This is a genomic window from Ruegeria sp. BHSB058 (assembly GCF_059613285.1).
This window is the reverse complement of the sequence record NZ_JBXWSF010000046.1, coordinates 1-21123: the sequence shown is the minus strand read 5'-3', so window position 1 is coordinate 21123 and position 21123 is coordinate 1. Positions and strand designations below refer to the sequence as shown.

The 21123-nt window shown below is 60.7% G+C and carries 17 protein-coding genes; 4 read left to right on the top strand and 13 right to left on the bottom strand.

Annotation, left to right across the window (positions count from 1 at the left end):
* Nucleotides 1-28: 28 nt before the first annotated feature.
* The 4 genes from AC2FNB_RS12730 to AC2FNB_RS12715 all read right to left on the bottom strand — a co-directional run bounded on the left by AC2FNB_RS12730 (nucleotide 29) and on the right by AC2FNB_RS12715 (nucleotide 8970).
* Nucleotides 29-3532 carry a hypothetical protein gene (locus AC2FNB_RS12730; RefSeq protein ID WP_496746815.1) on the bottom strand — a complete coding sequence of 1168 codons (3504 nt, stop codon included), beginning with the start codon at nucleotides 3530-3532 and terminating at the stop codon, nucleotides 29-31.
* A 276-nt stretch (nucleotides 3533-3808) separates the two neighbouring features.
* A complete protein-coding gene (locus tag AC2FNB_RS12725) occupies nucleotides 3809-6277 on the bottom strand; it encodes a GcvT family protein (protein ID WP_496746813.1) in 2469 nt (822 codons plus the stop codon).
* Nucleotides 6278-6287: 10 nt separating this feature from the next.
* The gene (locus tag AC2FNB_RS12720; protein ID WP_496746810.1) at nucleotides 6288-7463 is read right to left on the bottom strand and encodes a mandelate racemase/muconate lactonizing enzyme family protein; all 1176 of its coding nucleotides are present in this window, start codon (nucleotides 7461-7463) and stop codon (nucleotides 6288-6290) included.
* Nucleotides 7450-8970 (bottom strand): trimethylamine methyltransferase family protein, encoded by a 1521-nt coding sequence (locus AC2FNB_RS12715; RefSeq protein ID WP_480751212.1) that lies wholly within the window; start codon nucleotides 8968-8970, stop codon nucleotides 7450-7452. The genes AC2FNB_RS12720 and AC2FNB_RS12715 overlap by 14 nt, the downstream gene beginning before the upstream one ends.
* 91 nt (nucleotides 8971-9061) lie before the next feature.
* On the opposite strand from AC2FNB_RS12715, the gene AC2FNB_RS12710 reads away from it, so the two are divergent.
* A complete protein-coding gene (locus AC2FNB_RS12710; protein ID WP_480751214.1) occupies nucleotides 9062-9979 on the top strand; it encodes a LysR substrate-binding domain-containing protein in 918 nt (305 codons plus the stop codon).
* 25 nt (nucleotides 9980-10004) lie between these two features.
* Here AC2FNB_RS12710 and AC2FNB_RS12705 read toward each other — a convergent pair whose 3' ends face one another.
* The gene (locus AC2FNB_RS12705; RefSeq protein WP_480751215.1) at nucleotides 10005-10526 is read right to left on the bottom strand and encodes a thioesterase family protein; all 522 of its coding nucleotides are present in this window, start codon (nucleotides 10524-10526) and stop codon (nucleotides 10005-10007) included.
* 14 nt (nucleotides 10527-10540) lie between these two features.
* Complete coding sequence (locus AC2FNB_RS12700) at nucleotides 10541-11317, bottom strand: cyclase family protein (protein ID WP_480751217.1); 777 nt, start codon at nucleotides 11315-11317, stop codon at nucleotides 10541-10543.
* Between the two features lie 263 nt (nucleotides 11318-11580).
* Here AC2FNB_RS12700 and AC2FNB_RS12695 point away from each other — a divergent pair, with 263 nt between their 5' ends.
* On the top strand, nucleotides 11581-12294 hold the full coding sequence (locus AC2FNB_RS12695) for a DUF1194 domain-containing protein (protein WP_496746800.1): 714 nt from the start codon (nucleotides 11581-11583) through the stop codon (nucleotides 12292-12294).
* Nucleotides 12295-12433: 139 nt separating this feature from the next.
* Here AC2FNB_RS12695 and AC2FNB_RS12690 read toward each other — a convergent pair whose 3' ends face one another.
* On the bottom strand, nucleotides 12434-13447 hold the full coding sequence (locus AC2FNB_RS12690; RefSeq protein ID WP_496746798.1) for a hypothetical protein: 1014 nt from the start codon (nucleotides 13445-13447) through the stop codon (nucleotides 12434-12436).
* Between the two features lie 169 nt (nucleotides 13448-13616).
* On the opposite strand from AC2FNB_RS12690, the gene AC2FNB_RS12685 reads away from it, so the two are divergent.
* Nucleotides 13617-14525, top strand: coding sequence for a DMT family transporter (locus AC2FNB_RS12685; protein WP_480751223.1), 909 nt, complete (start codon nucleotides 13617-13619; stop codon nucleotides 14523-14525).
* A gap of 38 nt (nucleotides 14526-14563) precedes the next feature.
* Nucleotides 14564-15211 carry a sulfotransferase family 2 domain-containing protein gene (locus AC2FNB_RS12680; RefSeq protein ID WP_496746795.1) on the top strand — a complete coding sequence of 216 codons (648 nt, stop codon included), beginning with the start codon at nucleotides 14564-14566 and terminating at the stop codon, nucleotides 15209-15211.
* Nucleotides 15212-15242: 31 nt separating this feature from the next.
* Here AC2FNB_RS12680 and AC2FNB_RS12675 read toward each other — a convergent pair whose 3' ends face one another.
* From AC2FNB_RS12675 to AC2FNB_RS12650, 6 genes are all read right to left on the bottom strand, one after another.
* Nucleotides 15243-17444, bottom strand: a complete 2202-nt coding sequence (locus AC2FNB_RS12675; protein WP_496746792.1) for a 3-hydroxyacyl-CoA dehydrogenase NAD-binding domain-containing protein — start codon at nucleotides 17442-17444, stop codon at nucleotides 15243-15245.
* Nucleotides 17437-17925, bottom strand: a complete 489-nt coding sequence (locus AC2FNB_RS12670; protein WP_496746790.1) for a cupin domain-containing protein — start codon at nucleotides 17923-17925, stop codon at nucleotides 17437-17439. Before AC2FNB_RS12670 ends, AC2FNB_RS12675 begins: the two co-directional genes overlap by 8 nt.
* Nucleotides 17925-19136 carry an acetyl-CoA C-acetyltransferase gene (locus tag AC2FNB_RS12665; protein ID WP_480751228.1) on the bottom strand — a complete coding sequence of 404 codons (1212 nt, stop codon included), beginning with the start codon at nucleotides 19134-19136 and terminating at the stop codon, nucleotides 17925-17927. Before AC2FNB_RS12665 ends, AC2FNB_RS12670 begins: the two co-directional genes overlap by 1 nt.
* Before the next feature lie 10 nt (nucleotides 19137-19146).
* Nucleotides 19147-19785 carry a glutathione S-transferase family protein gene (locus AC2FNB_RS12660; protein WP_496746788.1) on the bottom strand — a complete coding sequence of 213 codons (639 nt, stop codon included), beginning with the start codon at nucleotides 19783-19785 and terminating at the stop codon, nucleotides 19147-19149.
* Nucleotides 19786-20064: 279 nt separating this feature from the next.
* Complete coding sequence (locus tag AC2FNB_RS12655; RefSeq protein WP_496746784.1) at nucleotides 20065-20277, bottom strand: hypothetical protein; 213 nt, start codon at nucleotides 20275-20277, stop codon at nucleotides 20065-20067.
* Between the two features lie 49 nt (nucleotides 20278-20326).
* Nucleotides 20327-21123 (bottom strand): acyl-CoA dehydrogenase C-terminal domain-containing protein (locus AC2FNB_RS12650; RefSeq protein WP_496746781.1); only part of this gene is annotated, 797 nt, incomplete at its 5' end.

The following is a 21123-nucleotide window of genomic DNA, read 5'->3' as shown; positions in this document are numbered from 1 at the left end:
GACATATTTCTCTACAACCTTTGTGCTGTTAACCCACCGGGCGGGTCTTGGCCCAGTCCCGGTCGACCCAATCCCGCCCAGCCGGGCTGAGAGAACCAGGCGGATCTGATTTTTTCCACATGATCGGTTCGCCGGTACCGGGATCTGGTGCGATCACAAAGCTGGTATGGCTTGGACCCGACCCCCAGTTGGTGTCGGCGATCAGAATTGGCTCCGGCATAGGCAGGTTTGCGGCCATTGCGGCGCGCACCGAGTCGCGCGACGGGTTCTTTCGCAGGATGGCTGCATAGGCCTCCTTCTTATCTTCTACGGACTTGCCGTCGTACTTGGTGCCCTGCGTGGCGGCCCAGGCATTAACTTGTTCGTCGGTCAGCGCGTCGATGACAGCATTCCACATCGCGTTTTGCCCCCCGCGAATGGAGGCGTCGATATCAGCTGACGTCATCGCCGATCCGGGCCTACGGCTATCCAGCGCCGTCTCCGCGACGCCCTTGTGGGGATCGGGTACCCCGTTCAGAGCGGATTTCAGAGCGGCATCATAAATGCTGGCGGCCTGTTCCTTGGGAACCTCGATCGCCAGCAACGTGTCGCCCATGCCAATCAGGTGGGCTTCAATTTCGCTCTTCGATTTGCCGCGGATCGCGTCCTGTGACGGATGCGTGGGTTTACCGTTGAAGATGTGCTGCCCGAGCGTGAAGAGCGAAACATTCTTGTCGTCGCCGTCGAAGGTCGTCATCAGCCCGGCAACGATGTCGATGGTGCGTTCTCCTTCGGTCTTGGATGCCGGGTCACCTTCCTTGCGCACCAGATAGGTTGACTTGGACGCCGGGTCCAGCAGCACCCGGTCGACCTCCTCGGGCATTCCGCCGGGTGCCAGTTGCCAGATCGCATTTGATCCTTGTTTGAACGAGTCGACAAACTCGTCGCTGCTGACAATCGCGCGCAGCGCGGCCTCATCCTCGGGCGTTTTGAGCCGATCCTTGTATACGTTCTTGGCGACTGCAAAAGCGGCTTCGATGAACTTGGTCTTGCCGGCCGCATAATCCTTGTCATGCACGTTTCTGCCACCGACGATGGCAACAAAGCAGCCGAACTTGGATGACCCATCTGACGATGTTGAGGCCTGTTCGGCAGTTGAATCGTAAATGAAGCTGGTTTGCAGCGCGAGTTCGGTTCCGAGCGTGAGACGGTCCAGCAGCGCTTCGTCTTCGTCACCGGATAGATCCCGCAATCCCTCGACGACCGAGGACTTTGCCATTGCGTCGACTATGCACCGATCGCGACGCTTGCTGTTGCTGGAAACCTCCAGCGCCGCCCCGGCGCTCGCCGCGCTGTATTCGATTGCCCGGGTGATCGGGTTGTCGCCCGCCGTGTGTTCCGTGACCAGGGGAATAGGCGGCGGCGGCAGAAGATCGTCAGTTTGCTGAAGCGGCGTGAATGTGCCCTTTTCCAGCGCTTCCTTGTACAGGTCCATTGCCCGTATCGGATCCTGCTCTCGCAGGGTGATCATCCCTGCGGTGGCAAAACAGCTGCCGACGCTGCCCTGTTCGATCGGGTTGAACATCGCCACCAGAAGTGCCTGTTGGGTGATCTCAGCCGTCAGCGGGTCGGGCGGCACCCATTCATCACCATGAACCTGTTTCATCAGTTCGACGGCCAGGGTTGCCCCGCTTCCTGTCGGAGGGGATGCTGTGCGTATGCGCTCTTTGGCCTCTTCCGATTTCAGCGTTTCAATTGTCTCTTCGACTTGCCGGGTGTGGATCGGGGTGACTGCCCGCAGCGCGTTGTGGCCGTAATTCAAATCCGCCATCGCCTGAACCACCGAGGGATCGTCAAGGTTGTAGGGGTCGCCGCCGGACTTCAGAATGGTGTCGGCAACCGCAAAACCGCGACGGCTGGCAAGCTGAATGTACTTGTCGCCGGATTTGACCGACATGCGCGCGTCAGTCAGGTGTGAACTACCGTCGACATAGGCCAGGGCGCCATCGAGGTACTTTTCGCCACGAAATGCGCCGTTCTTGAGAAGCATTCCGGCGTGATACTCCGCAAAACTCGGGCTGAAATATAAAAAACCGCCTTCTCCGCGCGCACCTTTATCGACAAGCTCGGCAAACGGTTTGATCTTGTCGGCAACCGCATCGGCATGGTCGCTGTACCTCGCGGCATCTATGGCTGCGCCCGCCAGAGTGGGAGAGGCACTGATCGCTTCGATGAATTTCGTCCGGCTTTCGTCGCTCATTCGGGTTGGGCTGGTGGACGTGAGTGCGCCGCCGGGCGCCAGGGTCTCGGCCAGGAGTTTGGTGCCGGCGATGGCATCCGACAGCTTTTTTGCGTCCAGATAGTTCTGCCGGGCTTCGGCGACCTCTTCGGGAGTCGGAGCCGGATCCCGATTGTGAATGCTGGCGAGTGTACCATTGGCCGCCTTTGTTGCGGCACTTGCCGTCGCGGTCAGTTCCTCTGTGATTTCGCGGCCTTGCAGGATGGTGTCGAAAGATTTCAGAGCGCTTCTTGCTGCGTCTGCTGCTGCACCATCCGTAGGTAGGGCAAGATTGGCCATCCGCTGGCGCACCCGGATGTCGCCCTGCTTGTTGTTCAACTCGGCAATCTTCGACTCGGCCACCGTCATTTCCGCACGGCTGGGAATGTCATCGGCCAGTTGACTACGGCCCTGTTCCTTCAGAGCAGTGAGCTCTTGGACCTCTTCGGGAGAATGGCCGTCAGGTGGAACAGCCGCCGCATCCAGCCTGTCAAGTATAGCTTGCTTTTCGGCCCGCAGCGCTGTTTTGACTTCGTCGACCCGGGGCCCGAGCGCCGTCGCTTGGGCGATTTCAGCACTGTAATCGCCGGCATATCCGGCGTCGGCCAGTACCGCTTCGATTTCGGCATGTGCGGCGTTCAGGTCCGGCACCTGCGCGTGATCGGCCGGAATGCTGTCGATCGCGGTCCGGGCCTCCTCCAGCGCGGTCCTGAGTGCTGCGGCCTGTTGTGCACGCAGATCGCCGATCCGTCGCGCAATTGCCTCGACACGTTGTGCGATTGCACGGGTATGGGCCTGCACGTCGGCAATCGTTGCGTGGCTTGGCATTTCATCGCCCAGCATGGCATTGCCCGCAGTGAGCATCCCGGCAATTTCTGTAACTTCCTCCGGGGTTGCGCCATCCGGCGCAATCGCGGTCGCCGTAAGCGCGTCCAGTTGCTGTTGCCGGCGCGTGCGCAAAGCGGCCTGAAAGACGGTTGCATCGGCAATAAGCTGATTGGCGCTTGCCACCAGCCCGTCAATGTCCCCGACATATTCGTCGTCGGCCTCGACACTGGCCAATTCGGCGTGGGTTGCGTTGTAGCGCGTTACCGCGCTGTGGTCGTCAGGGATTGCGTCGATGACGCCCCGCGCCTGAACTCGCAAATCTATGAAGGTTTCATATGCGTCGCGTACGTTTCGGTTGTGCTCTCGATCAGCCCGCGATTTCCGGCGGAACCGCCGCTTGATCACGAATTTTTCCAGAAATTCTTCCTGTTGACGCGTAAGCTCCAAGAGGCCGCCCCTCGCAATGATCTTATAAAACCGTTTTTCCCAAGCTGGAGGGACTTTCAAACAAGCTTACGTGTTCCATAGGGCTACGACAACGGTTTTGGGTGTGTCCCTGTTGTGATGGGGGGGTGCCTTTCCGGATTCGGCATGTCATTCGTTTGTAGCACTGCATTTCGAGGGTGAGCCGACCTATGAACAAACTTGTCGAGCCGTGGTCCGCCGCGCCATGCCTTGACCCTGGCGCGCCGAAAAAAACGGGTGCCAGGGTTTTCGAATCGGTCAACAGCGCATGTTTGCGCCGTTGGCGTCGTAAATCGGTGCGCCAAGCACCTCGGCGTCGTGGAACTTGCCGAGGATCTCCACCTGTAGCGTGGTGCCGGGTGTGGCACAGTCCGTAGCGACATAACCCATTGCCATCGACCGCCCCGCGCGATGGGCATAGCCACCGGACGAGATATAACCCACCGCCTTGCCGTCTTTCAGAATCGCCTCGTCATTCGACACGTCGATGCCTTCGACATCGATGGTCATTGTCACCAGCTTCTGCTTTGCTCCGGCCTTTCGCGCCGTAAGAGTGGCCTCTTTGCCGACGAAATCCTTGTTCCAGTTGATGAAGGCATCCATGCCGGATTCGACTGCATTAAAATCCGGGCGGAATTCCAGTGTCCAGACGCCCCAGCCCTTTTCCAGCCGCATCGACATCAGTGCCCGGGCGCCATACCAGCGATAGCCCAGATCGGCGCCGGCTTCTTCGATCGCTTCGGCAAGACGCAGCAGGTATTGGGGTTTGCAATAGATCTCGTATCCCAGTTCGCCGGAAAAGCTGATCCGGTTCAGGATCACCGGCACACCGGCCACGAATGTCTGGCGCAGATCACGGAACTTGAGCGCAGAGGCTGAAACATCCTCGCGCGTGATCCGGGCCAGCAGTTCCCGTGATTTCGGCCCCGACAGCGCGATTCCGTGCCAGTCGTCCGAAACGTTGGCGTATATGACGCCCGCGGGCAGGTCGCGTTCGAACCAGCGGCGGTGCGCCTCCTGCATCGCGCCCGAACCGAACAACATGAAGTGATCGTCGGCCAGGCAAGCCACGGTCAAATCCCCGTAAAGTCGCCCCTTGGGCGTCAGCATCGGTGTCAGCGTCAGGCGACCGGGTTCGGGCACATACCCCGCAAGGATGCGGTCCAGATAGATCCGCGCGCCCGCGCCCTTGAACTCGTGCTTGGCAAAGTTGGCGATTTCGATACCACCCACGGCCTGTTGAACGGCCTTGACCTCGCGCGCGACATAGTCGTGTGACCGGTTGCGTTCGAATGTCGGCTCCTCATGGGCATCGTCCGGGCCATCGGCAAACCACAAAGCGTATTCCAGACCAAAGCCTTGGCCCATCCGTGCGCCCTTGGCGGCCAGCCGGTCATAAAGCGCGGTGGTTTTCTGCATCCGGCCCTTGGGTAGGGTTTCGTTGGGAAAGGTCATCACGAAGCGGCGTTCGTAGTTTTCCGAGGATTTCACGGTGCCCCAGTCGGGTGTCGCAAATTCTCCGAACCGCGCCACGTCCATCGCCCAGACGTCGATCGAGGGTTCGCCGTCGATCATCCATTCAGCCATGGTCAGCCCCACGCCACCGCCCTGACAGAACCCCGCCATGACGCCTACGGCGACCCAGTAGTTTTTCATCCCCGGAACCGGGCCGATCATGGGGTTGCCGTCAGGCCCAAAGGTGAAAGGGCCGTTGATCATGTCCTTAATGCCGGCCTCTCCGATTGTCGGAATACGTTCGAACGACATCTCCAGCCGGTCGGCGATCCGGTCCAGATCGGGCTGCAACAGTTCATGACCGAAATCCCAGGGCGTGCCGTCGACCTTCCACGGCGTCGACTTGGGCTCATAGGTTCCCAGCAGCATGCCCTGCCGCTCCTGCCGGAAATAGATGTTGGCCTCGTAATCGATACCGGCGGGCAGGCGCCCGGCTTCGCCCATGCTTTCCATCCGCTCGGCGATAAGCGGGATCTTTTCGGTGATCAGATAGTGATGCTCCATCGGCTGCACCGGAAGATGGATGCCCGACATATGCCCGACCTCACGCGCCCAAAGTCCGCCGCAGTTGACCACGTATTCCGCGTTGATCTGCCCCTTGGGTGTGGTCAGGTCCCACGACCCGTCCGGGCGCTGCGACATGGCGGTCACGCCGCAATGGGTGAAATACTGCGCCCCGTGCACGCGGGCGGATTTGGCAAAGGCATAGGTGGCGCCGGAAGGGTCCAGATCGCCGTCCTGATCGTCCCACAATGCGGCATAGTAGTGCTTTGGGTCGATGAGCGGGTGGCGCTCGGCCAGTTCCCTGGGCGAGATGAATTCCTGATGAAGCCCCATATAACGGGCCTTCGAGCGCTCGCGCTTGAGGTAGTCGTACCACTCCTTGGTCGAGGCGGCATAGAATCCGCCGGTGATATGCAGACCGACACTGTGGCCGCTGGTCTCTTCGATCTCCTTGTAAAGATCGATGGTATAGCTTTGCAGGCGGCTGATGTTGGGGTCCGAACTGATCGTGTGGATCTGTCCCGCAGCGTGCCACGAACTGCCCGAAGTCAGCTCATCGCGTTCCAGAAGAACCACGTCTTTCCAGCCGAACTTGGCCAGGTGAAACAGGATCGAGCAGCCCACGACGCCGCCGCCGATCACAACGACTTTGGCATGAGAGGGGAGCGGTTTGCCTGTGGCGGTTTCGTCTCTTTGAATCTCGGGCATGGTTTGGTCCTCAGTTGAGCGGCAGGCGGCGGAAGCGGCCGGGCATTGCGGGGTCATGGAAATGGTCAAGCGGTCCGTTCTCGACCAGGTGAGTGTGCCAGTGGTTCAGGGCGTCGCGGTCCAGCGTCACGCCCAGTCCGGGACCTTCAGGCACCCGGACGGTGTTGTTCGTCTGCCGGAACGGCCCGCCCTCGATCACGTCGCCCACCTGCCAGCGGAACAGCGATTGCGACGGCTCGGTGATCCATGGCATGGCGGCAGACATATGCAGGTATCCGGCGGTGGCGATGCCTGCGTCCCCGGAGTAGCACCAGAACCCCACACCCATCGCCTCGCAGGCACCGATGAAGCGCACCGCGCGGCCAATCCCGCCCAGAACGGCAAAGTTGGTGACGATGAAATCGGGCGCACCCAGCGCCACCGCGCGGCGGATATCCGGCACATGGGTTGAAATCGGGATGGTGAAGTGCCGCCTCAACTCGGCCATTTCCTCGAACGTGGCAACCGGGTCTTCGTAATTGCGGATGTCGTAGGGTTCGATTTCCCGAAACACCCGCATCGCGGTGGGCAGCGACCATTGCATGTTGCTGTCGAGCCTGATCATCGCCTCAGACCCCAAGGCGGCGCGCATCGCCTTGACGGTGTCAATCTCCAGTTTCGGGTCACCCAGAATGAGCTTGCCCTCGAACATGGTGGAGCCGTGCTCCTCGCGCATGCGCATGCAATAGTCCGAAATTGCCTCGGGCGTCATTTCGCCGCCATCGCGAAAGCCGAAATACTCGGTAAAGGGGATGTCCTTGCGCACCGCCCCGCCCAGCAGGCGATATAGCGGCTCGCCAGCCACCTTGCCGCGCAGATCCCAAAGCGCAATCTCGATCGCGCCAAAGGCCTTGACCACCGAACTGTCATCGGTGTTCTGCACGATCTGCCAGGGCGGCACGCAGAGGCTCTCGCACCCGGCAATGTCCAGTGCGTCTGCGCCGATCAACCTCTCGCCCATGGCGCGGATGGTCTCTACCACATCTACCGACGGTGCCTCGCCCAGACCGATCAGCCCTTGATCGGTTTCAACCTCGATGATCGTTTTCGACGTTCCCGGATAATGCCCGCCAGTCCACCACATCGGCTTTTCCAGCGGGATGTTGACGGGAGTGGCACGCAGTCCGGTGATCTTAATACCAGGCATCGGGCAGCTCTTCCTTCCGTTTCTCGACAAAAGCTTCCAGTTCTTCACGCTTGGCGGCGTCCAATGGCGGTTCCTGATAGGTGTTCAACATGGCCTTCCAGCGCTTGAAGGCGCGCAGACGCATGTCTTCGGACCCGCCCTCTTCCCAGCTCTCGACGTTCTCGCTGTTGCTGAGTCCGGGCTCGTAGAATGCGGTCTGATAGTGGCGCATCGTGTGGGCGCAGCCCAGGAAATGACCGCCCGGTTGAACCTCGTCATAGGCGTCTCGCGCCAGCGCGTTGTCGGACACATCAAGGCCCTGATCCAGCACCTTCTGATACCCGCCCAGACGGTCTGCATCCATCACCAGCTTTTCGAACCCGGTGCACAGCCCGCCCTCCAGCCAACCAGCCGAATGCAGTACAAAATTGGCACCGGCCAGCATCGTTGAATGCATGGAATCGGCGCTTTCATAGGCGGCTTGCGCATCCTCGATCTTGGATGCCGTCAGCGACCCCCCGCAACGCAAGGGCAACCCGGCGCGGCGGGCCAGTTGGCCGATGGCATAATTGGACATCACCGGCTCGGGCATCCCGAAGGTCGGCGCGCCGGATTTCAGCGACATCGACGACAAAAAGTTGCCCAGCACGAAGGGCGCGCCGGGGCGGAGCAGTTGCACATAGGCACAGACCATCATCGCCTCGGCCATCGCCTGCGCCACCGAGGCGGCGGTGCTGACCGGCCCCATCGCCCCCGACAGGATGAAGGGAACCACGACCAAACCCTGCCCGCGCGTGGAATAGACCCGCGCCGCCTCGGTCACCACCTTGTCGACCAGTAGGGGTGAGTTGGTGTTGACGTTGCCCATGATGACGCAGTTTTGCTCCATCACGTCGGCGCCAAAGACGATCTCGGCCATGTCGATGCTGTCTTGTGCGCGGCTCATTTCGGTGATGGCCCCCAGATGCGGCTTGTCCGACAGGGTCATGTGGGCCAGCAGCATGTCGAGGTGCCGCTTGCTGACCGGCACGTCGCAGGGTTCGCAGGTGACGAAGCCGCCGTGATGCAGGTTCGGATGCAAATAGGTCAGGCGTACAAGATCGCGGAACGCCGCCATGTCGCCGTATCGCCGCCCGCCCTCGAGATCACGAACGAAAGGCGCGCCATAGACCGGAGCGAAGACCTGATTTGCACCACCAATGGTGACCGAGCGCTCAGGGTTTCGGGCAAGCTGGGTGAATTCGCGGGGCGCCTTGGCGCAAAGCGACCGAATCCAGTCGGCCGGGGCGCGCACGATATCACCGTTGACCATTGCACCCTCGCGTTGCCACAGCCACAGCGCCTCGGGATCGTCGCGAAAGGCGATGCCGACCTCCTGCAGCAACCAGTCTACCTGCGATTCCAACCGGGATATCTGGTCTTCATCCAGTGGATCGAAAAAGGGCAGGGTTCTGCGCACAAAGGGAGACACCAGACCGGAATTCGCCTCTGCTCCGCGTACGCGCGTCTGCCGGGAACGTCTCGCCATATCTGCGCCTCCATCTGTTTCAGGGAATGATAGCGATGTGAATTCACCTTGTGACGCTTGAAAACATGAATGATTTGGATAATTTGAAATTATGCAAGAACTCTGGAAACTGCTCTCTTCACCCCGCCATCTGGTCGTCTTTGAAGCGGCGGCGCGGCTGAATTCCTTTACCAGGGCCGCGCAGGAGCTGAACGTTCAGCAACCGGCGGTCAGCGCCTCGATCCGCCAGCTCGAAGACAGTCTTGGCGTTGCCCTGTTCACCCGAAGCCACCGCAAGGTTTCCCTGACCGCCGCAGGCGAGCGGCTGCGCGCCGACGTCACCCGTGCGTTCGAGCAGCTGTCCCATTCGGCCTCGGCAATTCAACAGCTGTCGCGGCCCGACTACGTGACCCTCAACGCCTCCACCGCTTTCAACAACTACTGGATCATTCCGCGCCTCGCCGACCTGCAATACCGGCACCCGCAGATCGACCTGCGCTTGCAATCCAGCGACCGCGAACCCGATATCGATACGGAAAACATCAGCCTTGCGGTGCGGCGCGGAACCGGCGACTGGCCGGGATGCGAAAGCGCCCTGATCGCCGAAGAGGTCATCTATCCCGTTGCCTCCACCCGGACCATGGCCGCCGCCGTCGACCTCAGAAACCTTGCGGGGCTGCTGCACCAGCCGTTGATTCATCTTGAAGAGCCGGTGCGTGACCGGCCCAGCTGGCGCGACTGGTTCGTGCAATTCGGCATTCACGAGGTCGTCCCCAAGGGTGGCCTGCGCCTGAACGATTACGCCCTGGTAATTCAGGCCGCGATGGCCGGCGAAGGTTTTGCCTTTGGCTGGAAACACTTGACCGACCGCCTGATCGACCAGGGCCTGCTTTCGGGGCGGAAAGAATGGAAATGGCGCACCGGCCAGGGATTCTATCTTGTCTGGTCACTCGGCCGCCCGCTGACGCATGAAGCGGTCCTGGTGCGTGACTGGATTCTGTCCCACCGTCAGTTATCCGAAGACGGATAGGACAGACCCATCTTGGACCGCCGCGCTATTTGCGCCGAAGCCCTATGGGCTGGCCGATCTGCCGCGCGGGCTCCAGCCCCTTGTGATCTTCAACCATCCGCGCCAGTCGCGTGACGGCCCAGTCCGGATAGGGGCAGGACCGCCCGGTTTCGTGGCTCACGTTGATGAACACGCCCTCCTGAGTGGCACAAAGCGCGTCATCCTCCTCCGCGAACATCTGGCCGAAGTAATGCCCCCGCTTACCATCGGCGTCGAGCAGCCGGAACCGATAATAGAACCGCTCGCCCTCGCGCACCTCGCGCAGGAAATGCACGTGCGACTGGATCATGTAAGGGCCTTCTCCCGTGGCTTCGACCTGTGGGCCTCCCAGACCCAGATGCGCAACCATCATCTCTTCGAGCCCCTCGTCGAAGGCGACGCCGTAATAGCCCACGTTCATGTGGCCGTTATAGTCGATCCACTCCGGCTTGACCGTGTACCCCCGCACCTCGACCGGTGCGGGATAAGGGCCGTCATGGCCCGCTGGTGGCACTGATTTCACTGGCATTGCCTGCCCTCCCCCTATTCCTCAAAAATCGCGACCGCCCGTGTAAACCCCGCCGAGGCGCCCTTGATCTTGAAGGGAAAGCAGGAAATCTCGAACCCGGTGGGCGGCAGGTTTTCGAGATTGGCAAGCTTTTCCATGTGGCAGTACCCTATGTCCATCGAGGAGCGGTGCCCCTCCCAGATGATCGAGGGATCGCCCGTGCGCGCATATTCCCGCGCAGTCAGAGGGAAGGGCGCGTCCCAGCTCCACGCGTCGGTGCCGGTCACCCGCACGCCCCGTTCGGTCAGGTACAGCGTCGCCTCGCGCCCCATGCCGCAGCCCTTGAGCAGATAGTCGGGCTGGCCATAATGCGCCCCGGCCGAGGTGTTGACCACCACGATATCCAGGGGTTGCAGCTTGTGGCCGATCCGCTCCAGCTCTGCCGCTACATCCGCGGCACTCGCCACATAGCCGTCCTCGAAATGGCGGAAATCAAGTTTGACGCCGGGATTGAGGCACCATTCCAGCGGCACTTCGTCGATGGTGATGGCGCGTTCGCCGTTGTTCATCGTGGAATGGTGGTGATAGGGCGCATCCAGATGGGTGCCGTTATGGGTTGCAATGTGCAACCGCTCCACCGCCCAGCCCTCGCCACCCGGCAGATCCTCGCGTGTCAGACCGGGAAAGAACGTCATCACCTGTTCGGCGGTCTGATCGTGGCCAAGGTATTCGATTTCGGGCAACATGATTGACGGGTCCGATACGATGCCGGTCTCCAGCGGTACGGACAGATCGACGAAACGGCGGGGCATCGGACCTCCTTTTTTTGCAATGCTGAGACGGGGACGCTCGCGCCCCGAACAGAGCCAATCGCATCGCAGGTTGTCAACCGGGGCGGGGGCGCGGCCCTCGTCGCGGCCGCCACCGGGGTTTCTATCTGGTTGCACACGTTTTCGCCTATCAGGAGCCCTTCGAGACATCGGCAGATGGACAGGCGAAAATCGACATTTTCAGGGTTTTGTGCCATACTCGCCGGGAAATTGAAGTCAATCGAACCCTTGGTAGCGGGGACGAAATGATCTGCAGCGATCTAAAGCGCCTGTTCTTTTTGACGATTCCACTTGGCTTTTCGTTGGTATTGATCTGGGCTGACAGAGTCGCTGCCAGAGAAGTGGAGTGCTCGCTGGCTTTGGCTTTTGGCCTCGATATTTCCGTCAGTGTCGATGAAGCTGAATACAGGCTCCAGCGCGCGGGGCTGGCCGCAGCCCTCACCGATCCGGTCGTTTCCCGGTTGATCGTCGCTCAACCGGGTGCGGTGGCGATGATTGCCTACGAATGGAGTAGCCATCGTCATCAATCCGTCATCGCCCCTTGGCATATGATCGAAAGCCAGGCGGATTTGTCCCGGTTCGCGGCTGCGATTATCGATGATGCGGGGTATCCGCATTTTTATCCAACCGCGATCGGCCAAGCGGTCGCTTTTGGCCTTTTGGCTCTCGAAGAAAAATCTGAGTGCTATCGTCGGGTTCTCGATATCTCTGGCGACGGCGTAAACAACGACGGATACCCGCCAGAAAGCGCCTACAAGCATTTCCCTGTCGCCGATGTCACCGTAAACGGACTGGTCATTCTGGGCGCCGAACCCGAGATCGTGCGTTACTACGAAACAAGCGTTATTCACGGAACTGGTGCCTTCGTCGAAGTTGCAGGCAGTTTCGCGGATTACGAAAGGGCAATGAAACGCAAACTCCTGCGTGAAGTTCAAGGCCCCTATCTGGCGCAGAAATAGGCTTCCGACTGGAACCTAAATCTAGTCCGCCTCTGCGTACTGTTGGCGTTTACAACATATACAAGTTGGGGCGTTTGACTCATCGCAGATCATTTGAATGAAAAACCGTGTTTCCTGCGTTCCGGGTGCGGCGAATGTCTTACCCGCCGCATACATTCTGCAGCAGCACCCACTCGCGGTCGGGCAGCACCTGTTCGACGGTGCGGCCCGCCATTGGGTCGGCCTCGATCAGGCCAAGAACGGTTTCCCCTGTTACGTCGCGGGCATAGGCATAGGGGGTTGAGGGCAGGGCGGCCTGCCCGAACATTGCCAGAATATCCTCGTCGGCGATGCTGGGCCGGGCCTCGGCCAGAACCTGTTCACCATAATGGTCGAGTGTATCGGGAGTCAGTTCGCCGGTAGTCAGCAATCGAAAGGCCGCCACCGACCCGGCGCGGTCCAGAAGATCGGCCAGTGGATCTGTTTGCGCGGCACGAGCGCGTTCGGCCAGAACAAAGCCCGCGGCCACCGTCGGGTCTTCGTGATCTTCGATCAGGGCGCGGTTCAACAGAACAAGCCGGCCAGGCAGAAACAGGCTTTCCGCCACGCCGCCGGGCAAAACCACGATCCGGCGCACCCCGGTTCTTTGCGCCAGCCGCTCCAGAACCGGTTGCGCATCCTGCGATGTGCAGGCGCGGCCTGACACCCGTTCGATATGGCGCAGGATGGTTTCTCCTATTTCCTGTCGTTTGATGTCGGGCACCACAGATACGACATGGCGCTGCAACGCCCCGGGCAGCCAGAATATCAGGACAGCCAGAACAGCGAAAAGTACCCCGGCAACACTGGCCCAACGCAACCGACCCGGATGTGGTCGTGCCCGGTCGATGGCGCGCTGCAAGCGGTCGATCGCTTCGATCATCGTGGTTTCCGAGTCGGGCAGTTCGAGCGTTTCACCCGGGTCGCCATCGGGGTTGTAGATCGCTGGAAATTCACCCGGGTTCTGCCGCTCCAGCGCGGCCAGGGACCAGTGCGTCAGGGCGGTGTCCTTGAAATCCGAAATCGTCAGCGTCGCTTCGCCGATCGAGACCAGCACCTCGCGCCGTTGCTCCTCGGGCGAGGGTCGCCACAGACCGGTGGCTTCGATCCGCTCATACTGTTTCAGCGCCGTCATTCGGATGGTTTATGCTCGTCATTGTTTTCTGTAACCCTAGCATGGGAAAATCGGGCACGGCAAACGAGTAGAGCGGTTGATTGGCCATTTTCGCCGGAAACATCCGAAACCGGCATCGAATGTCGCTGAGATTTCAGAGCGCTGGCGGTCTGAACGGTAAGAGAGGGGAATGCAGACAGGTCCAAAAACCGCGCCGGTGGCGGCGTCGATATTGATGGTTGCCGCGATGGCGATCATTGGTGTGATCGACAATTTCGTCGTACGCGTGGCCGAGACCATCGGGCTTTGGCAATTCCACTTCACCCGCGCGCTGGTGATGCTGCCGCTGATTGGCGGGCTGTCCCTGTTGGGGTTGGGCCATATGCGACCCATACGCCCGAACATGGTCGTCTTGCGCAGCATCCTGATGGCGCTGGCGATGCTGTTCTATTTCAGCGCGCTGGCCTTCATGCCCATTGCGCAGGCGCTGGCGGGGTTGTTCACCTCACCCATCTTTGTGCTGTTGATCTCGTCCCTGGGACTGGGGCAGCGGATCGGGCCATGGCGCATTCTGGCAGTGCTGACCGGATTTGCGGGAATTCTGTTCGTGTTGCAGCCCGATCCGGATGCCTTTGATCTCAAGGTTTTGATCCCGGTTGCGGGAGGTCTTTTCTATGCCATGTCGGTGATCGTCACCCGCAGTTATTGTGCCGGCGAAAGCACGGTTGTTTTGTTGGGGGCGTTGGCGATCACTTTGGGAACCGCAGGCGCGCTGGGCCTGATCGGGTTTGCGTTGTTTCCGGTGGAACCAGCGGCCGGCCCTGCGGGCTTCGTGATGCGGGGATGGGTCTGGCCCATGACGGACGCAGTGCCATGGGTTGTCACGCAGGCGGTGGGCGCGTCGGTGGCGGTTTTCATGCTGATCAAGGCCTATCAGTTGGGCGAGCCTTCTTATGTGTCGGTCTTCGAGTATTCCATCATGATCTTCGGCCCGCTTTTTGCATGGGTTGCTTTCGGGCAGACCCTTGGCGCCTATCAGATTCTGGGCGTGGCCCTGATCGCTACCGCCGGTATCATCATAGCCCTGCGTTCGGGTTGAGGCTTCAGCTTGGCCATCAACCGGGATAGCGTAACCGCATGATCATCTCGACCGGCCGTTCCTATGTCTTTGTCCATATTCCCAAAACCGGCGGGACCTCTCTGGCGCTGGCGCTGGAGAACCGGGCGATGAAGGATGATATTCTGCTGGGTGACACGCCCAAGGCCAAAAAACGCCGCAAGCGGGTCAAGGGCGTGCAAAGCCGGGGACGGTTGTGGAAACATTCGACACTGTCCGATATCGATGGCCTGATATCGCCAGAGGTCCTGAGCGGGCTTTTTGCCTTTACCCTTGTGCGCAACCCGTGGGACCGGGTCGTCAGCTACTACCACTGGCTGAGAGAGCAGGAGTTCGATCACCCGGCGGTGTCCTTGGCAAAAAAGTTGGAGTTCGAACCCTTTGTCCTGCACCCCCATACTCTGGCCTCGTTCCGTAACAGCCCGGCGCGCTCCTATATGCTGCGCGCCGATGGAAAGGAACAATGCGCGGCCTATATTCGGCTTGAACATTTCGCCGAGGATGCCGGGTCGCTGATCCTGCATCTGGGATTTCAGGTCGTGATGCCGTACCTCAACCGTTCGGAGCGCGGGGCCGACTATCGCCGGTATTACTCATCGGATACCGTGGACGCGGTCGCCGAAGCCTGCGGCGAGGATATCGTCCGGTTCGGATACCGGTTCGAATGACCGGCGCGCCGATGCGCGCCGTTCTGGATTGTCAGGCTGCTTTGGCTTCGGGGTTGAACCGGCCATAGAAGCTTTGCCCCTTTTGCGCCATCTCGCGCAGCAGAGGCGGGCAGGTGAACCGTTCGCCATATTCGGCTGCCAGCTGGTCGCAGCGTTCGGCGGCATAGGGCGTGCCGATGATGTCGAGCCAGCTGAGCGGCCCGCCGGACCACGGCGCAAAGCCCCAGCCCAGAATGGCGCCAACGTCGCCTTCGCGGATGTCCTCCAGCACGCCTTCTTCCAGCGCGCGCACCGCTTCCAGAACTTGCGCGAACATCAGGCGTTCCTGAACTTCGATCAGATCAGGCTGATCCTCGGCCAGCGGGTATTTCTCGGCCATTCCCTTCCAGTATCCGACGCGCTTGCCCTTGTCGTCATAGTCGAAGAAGCCCGCATTCGCCTTGCGCCCCAGACGGCCCAAACCTTCCATCCAGAAGATCAGGTCATCGCCCGGATTGTCGGGGTAGGCATGGCCCATTGCCGCCTTGGTCGCCCGCGCGATCTTGGCCCCCAGATCGATCGAAGTTTCGTCGTTGAGCTGGATCGGCCCGACGGGGAAGCCCAGTTGCCGCGCCGCATTGTCGATTAGCACAGGGCTGACACCCTCTGTGATCATCCGCAGGCCTTCGTTGATGTAGGGAATGATACAGCGGTTGGCGTAGAAAAAGCGCGCGTCGTTGACCACGATCGGCGTCTTGCGGATCTGATGGACATAATCCAGCGCCTTGGCCACAGCCCGGTCGCCGGTTTTCTTGCCCTTGATGATCTCGACCAGGAACATCTTTTCCACCGGCGAGAAGAAGTGGATGCCGATGAACTGTTCGGGCCGCACAGATGCCTCGGCCAAGCCGGTGATCGGCAGCGTTGAGGTGTTCGAGGCAAAGATGCAGTCTTCGGGAATGATCGCCTCGACCTTCCGGGTCATCTCGGCCTTGACCTTGGGGTCTTCGAACACCGCCTCGATGATCAGGTCGCAACCCTTCAGCGCGTCCAGATCAGGGGTCGCGTTGATCAGGCCCAGCATCGCTTCTTTCTTGTCCGCCGTGACCTTGCCACGCTTGATGCCCTTGTCGAGGTAACTTTCGGAATAGGCTTTGCCCTTGTCGGCGGCGGTCTGATCGCGGTCGATCAGCACAACCTGCATTCCGGCCTGTGCGCTGACCAGCGCGATGCCCGCACCCATCATGCCCGCGCCCAGAACGCCGACCTTTTTGACACGCTGATCCGGCACCTCCTTGGGCCGCACGGCGCCTTTTTCCAGCGCTTCCTTGTTCAGGAACAGCGACCGGATCATCGCGGACGAGGATGGGTTCATCAGGATCGAGGTGAAATGCCGCGCCTCGATCCGCAGGGCGGTATCAAAATCGACCAGCGCGCCTTCGTAGATCGCGCTCAGCAACGCCTTGGCGGCAGGAAATGCGCCTTGGGTCTTGCCGTTCACCATCGCGCTTGCACCGACAAAGGTCATGAACCCCGCCGGGTGATAAGGCGCGCCGCCGGGCATCTTGTAGCCCTTGGCATCCCACGGTTTCACCAGATCGGCCTCGCTGGCGTTCAGCACCCACTCCTTGGCCGCCGCCACCGGATCGTCCGCCACCGCGTCGATCAGCTGCGCACCCTTGGCCTTGGCCGGCTCCAACATCTTGCCTTCGAGCAGCACCGGGGCCGCCGCCATCGCGCCCACCATGCGGCTGAAACGAGTGGTGCCACCGCCGCCGGGGAAGATGCCCAGAAGAATCTCGGGCAGGCCGATCCTGGATTTCGGATTGCTGGTCATCACCCGGTGGTGACAGGCCAGCGCGATTTCTGTGCCAATGCCCGCGCAGGTGCCATTGATGGCGCAGGCCACCGGCTTGCCGCCTTTTTTTGTCTTGGGGTCCATGCCAGCCAGCTCCAGCTTGCGCAGGATGTGGTGGCCACCCATGACGAAATCGAACAGCGCTTGGGCCGGTTCCTCCCCCGCTTCCTGCCGGATCGTGGCCAATGTGTTCAGGTCCATCCCGCCGGCGAAAGTACCTTCCTTGCCGCTGGTGATGACGATGCCTTTGACCGCATCGTCGGCCAGTGCCTTATCGACCAGCGCGCTCACCAGTTCAAAGGCGTCGCGGGTCATCACGTTCATGGATTTGCCCTGGGTGTCCCAGGTCACAAAGGCGACGCCGTCTGCGTCGGTGGTCAGAGTGAAATCAGTCATTGTCATCTCCAATCTGGTCAGCCGTCAGCGGGCCGCCGTCTTTCCGGGTGAAAGAGAATCCGTTCTCATCATCCTTCACCATCATGTCTAAGTCGCTGTAATAGCCGGTCTCGGTCGGGGTCCGAGTGCCCACCACCAGAAAGGTCGCGGGCGCATCTGTCTTGTTCACAAGGTGATGGCCGTTGGCCTCACCTGCAGGCCAAGCGGCGCAGTCACCGGGCAGCATCTCATGCTCACCATCGTCATCGATCAGCACGCATTTGCCGCTGAGCATAATGGCAAACTCGTCTTGCTCCATGTGGTAGTGGCGCAGCGAGGACAGAGCCTGCGGTTCAAGCCGTACGATGTTGACTCCAAACTGGGTCAGTCCGCCTGCATCGCCGACGCCCTGGTTGAAACGGCCACCGACCGCCTCGGCCAGTTTGCCGGGATAGGACGAGCCACTCTTGAACGGGATCTGAGAGAGATCCAGCTTGGGCATCAGACCCGCTCGATAATGGTTGCCGCACCCATGCCGGACGCAATGCAGAGCGTCGCCAGACCGGTTTCCTTGTCCTGCCGCTCCAGCTCGTCAAGCAATGTGCCGATGATCATCGCGCCGGTTGCGCCCAGCGGGTGACCCATGGCGATCGAGCCGCCGTTGACGTTCACCTTGCCGGGGTCCACGTCAAAGGCCTGCTGGAACCGCAGCACGACAGAGGCAAAGGCCTCGTTCACCTCGAACAGGTCCAGATCGCCGATGACCATGCCGTTTTCGGCCAGGATCTTTTCGGTCACCGGTACCGGGCCGGTCAGCATGATGGTCGGGTCGGTGCCGATCTTGGCGGTTGCCTTGATGCGCGCGCGCGGCTTCAGGCCGTATTTCTCGCCGAATTCCTTGTTGCCGATCAGAACAGCCGCAGCCCCATCCACGATGCCCGAGCTGTTGCCCGCGTGGTGGATGTGGTTGATCCGCTCGATATGTGGGTATTTCAGCATCGCCACCTTGTCGAAGCCCGGCATCTGTTCGCCCATCATCGCGAAAGAGGGGTTAAGGGCGCCAAGGCTTTGCATGTCGGTGCCGGGGCGCATGTATTCGTCGCGATCCAGAATGGTCAGGCCGTTCTGATCCCGGACGGTGATGACCGATTTTTCGAACCGGTTTTCTTCCCAGGCGACCGCCGCGCGGCGCTGCGACTCGACTGCCAATGCGTCGGCATCGTCGCGGCTGAATCCGTATTCCGTGGCGATGAGGTCGGCCGAGATGCCCTGCGGCACGAAATAGGTCTCCATCGCGAGGCTGGGATCAACGGCGATCGCCGCGCCGTCGCTGCCCATGGCCACGCGGCCCATCATCTCGACGCCACCGGCGATATAGGCATCGCCCGCGCCGCCCTTGACCTGATTGGCGGCGAGATTCACCGCCTCCATGCCGGAGGCGCAAAACCGGTTGATCGCCAGACCGGGGATCGATTGGTCCAGATCCGAAGCCAAGACCGCCGAACGCGCCAGACAGCCGCCTTGTTCCATCACCTGGGTGACATTGCCCCAGATCACGTCCTCGACCGCGTGGCCTTCCAGGTTGTTGCGTTCCTTCACTGCGTTCAAAGTCAGCGCGCTGAGGCGCACCGAGGTCACCTCGTGCAGGCTGCCATCCTTGCGGCCCTTGCCGCGCGGCGTGCGCAGGGCGTCATAGATATAGGCTTCGGTCATGTGTTTCTCCTCAAGCGCGATCCGACGGGTTGCCGGGCATCAGGTCATAGGGTGCTTTCCAGCCGGGCTGTTCGGAAAGCCGGGTCAGCCAGGCGTCAATATGGGGCCAGTCTGCACGGTTGAATCCAAAAGACTCGGGGTAATAGAGGTAGCCGCAACAGCTCAGGTCTGCGTTGGTCACGCTGTCCCCAACGATCCAGTCGCGGCCTTCAAGGTGGGCGTTCAACACATTGTAAGCGGCCTTGAGCCGCCCCTGGTTGAAAGCGATCACATTCGGGTCGCGGTGCTGTTCGGGCAGGAAATGGATCAGGAACCGGGTCAGGCCCGCCATCGAGCTGAGCTTGTGATTGTCCCACAGCACCCATCGCAGGATGTCATAGTTCTCCTCGCGGGTCTTACCTCCGAACCTGCCGGATTTCTCGGTCACATAGGCCTGGATGCAGCCCGACTGGCTGGTTCGAAAATCGCCGTCGATCAAAACCGGCGCCTCGCCCATCTCGTTGACAGTGGCGCGGTATTCCGGCGTGCGGGTCTCGCCGCCGAAAAAGTCGACGAAAACCGGCTTCCATTCGAGCCCTGACATTTCCAACGCCAGCGCTGCTTTGTAGGAATTGCCGCTTTCTCCGAAGCAATGAAGTTTGATGGTCATGCGCTCGCCCCTCCCGTGGCGCGTGTGGGGCCCGTGGGGCCATAAGTATTTGTGAAAAGATGAAGTGATGAAGGTGACATCTTTTTTTCTTCGGTTTGGTTCATTGGTTTTGCGGTTCTGCCTGGAGAGCCAATGACCGCAAAAGGCGAAGTCGTCCCTGTCCTGTCGGCAAACACGCTCGACGGCAGGGACGCATCCCATTTCATCTTTTCATAAGCACTCTCGCCGGAGGCGTCCTGACCCAACCACTCGTGCAACCGATGAAGATGGGATGTGTCCTCATTTCTTGCGCTCCTCCAGTTCCGCGTTGAACAGCCGCAAGCGGTGGATCATGTTTTCCTCGTCGACTACGCTGTTGAAATTCTCGAACAGAAACGACAGCGCCTCGCCCTCGTCCAGACCTGACTGTTTCGCAAACTGTTTCAGCTTGCGGTAGGCGTCTTCCGTCATGGCGACGGGGAAGCGGCGGGTCAGGCGAAAGCGTTTCGGCATGTCTCTTTCTTCAGTGATTGGGCCGGCGGGGCGGACCCCGCCGCAATACTCAGAAATTTGCGGCCTCCAACGCCATGACCGTGTCAGCGCCCGACTGGATGCGCGCCAGGTGCGTGGCGGTCATGGGCAGGCGGCGCGCCATGTAATAGCGCCCGGTCGCGATCTTCGTCTCGTAGAACGCGGCGTCAGAAGCACCTGCGGCCAGTTGTGACGCCGCGGCCTTGGCCATTCGCGCCCACATCAGGCCCAGGCAGACATGGCCGAACATGTGCATGAAGTCATAAGAGCCCGCCAACGCGTTATTGGGGTTCTTCATGCCGTTTTGCATGAAATACATTCCCGCGGCCTGCAGATCCTTGGATGCAGCCTTCAGCGGCTCGATAAACGCCTTGTCATAGGATTCGTCCTGCCCTGCGTTCTCCTTGCAGAAGGTTTTGACCATCTCGAAGAAGGCCATCACGTGCTTACCACCGTCCTGCGCCAGTTTTCGTCCCACGAGGTCCAAAGCCTGAACGCCGTTGGCCCCCTCGTAAATCATCGCGATCCGGGCATCGCGGGTATATTGCGACATGCCCCATTCCTCGATGTAGCCATGGCCGCCATAAACCTGCTGCGCCTGTACGGTCATGTCATAGCCCTGGTCGGTCAGGAAACCCTTGATGACCGGCGTCAGCAACGAGATCAGCCCATCTGCGTCCTTGTCCTGTGCGCGATGCGCCTTGTCGATCATCGTGGCGCCCCACAGGATGAACGCGCGCGCACCTTCGGTGAAACTCTTCTGATCCATCAGGTTGCGGCGGATGTCCGGGTGCACGATCAGCGGATCGGCCGGACCCTCCGGGTTCT

Coding starts and splice junctions, on each gene's coding strand:
- AC2FNB_RS12725 (WP_496746813.1), bottom strand. CDS start 6,277: ATGCCCGAGATTCAAAGAGACGAAACCGCCACAGGCAAACCGCTCCCC.
- AC2FNB_RS12720 (WP_496746810.1), bottom strand. CDS start 7,463: ATGCCTGGTATTAAGATCACCGGACTGCGTGCCACTCCCGTCAACATC.
- AC2FNB_RS12715 (WP_480751212.1), bottom strand. CDS start 8,970: ATGGCGAGACGTTCCCGGCAGACGCGCGTACGCGGAGCAGAGGCGAAT.
- AC2FNB_RS12710 (WP_480751214.1), top strand. CDS start 9,062: ATGCAAGAACTCTGGAAACTGCTCTCTTCACCCCGCCATCTGGTCGTC.
- AC2FNB_RS12705 (WP_480751215.1), bottom strand. CDS start 10,526: ATGCCAGTGAAATCAGTGCCACCAGCGGGCCATGACGGCCCTTATCCC.
- AC2FNB_RS12700 (WP_480751217.1), bottom strand. CDS start 11,317: ATGCCCCGCCGTTTCGTCGATCTGTCCGTACCGCTGGAGACCGGCATC.
- AC2FNB_RS12695 (WP_496746800.1), top strand. CDS start 11,581: ATGATCTGCAGCGATCTAAAGCGCCTGTTCTTTTTGACGATTCCACTT.
- AC2FNB_RS12690 (WP_496746798.1), bottom strand. CDS start 13,447: ATGACGGCGCTGAAACAGTATGAGCGGATCGAAGCCACCGGTCTGTGG.
- AC2FNB_RS12685 (WP_480751223.1), top strand. CDS start 13,617: ATGCAGACAGGTCCAAAAACCGCGCCGGTGGCGGCGTCGATATTGATG.
- AC2FNB_RS12680 (WP_496746795.1), top strand. CDS start 14,564: ATGATCATCTCGACCGGCCGTTCCTATGTCTTTGTCCATATTCCCAAA.
- AC2FNB_RS12675 (WP_496746792.1), bottom strand. CDS start 17,444: ATGACTGATTTCACTCTGACCACCGACGCAGACGGCGTCGCCTTTGTG.
- AC2FNB_RS12670 (WP_496746790.1), bottom strand. CDS start 17,925: ATGCCCAAGCTGGATCTCTCTCAGATCCCGTTCAAGAGTGGCTCGTCC.
- AC2FNB_RS12665 (WP_480751228.1), bottom strand. CDS start 19,136: ATGACCGAAGCCTATATCTATGACGCCCTGCGCACGCCGCGCGGCAAG.
- AC2FNB_RS12660 (WP_496746788.1), bottom strand. CDS start 19,785: ATGACCATCAAACTTCATTGCTTCGGAGAAAGCGGCAATTCCTACAAA.
- AC2FNB_RS12655 (WP_496746784.1), bottom strand. CDS start 20,277: ATGCCGAAACGCTTTCGCCTGACCCGCCGCTTCCCCGTCGCCATGACG.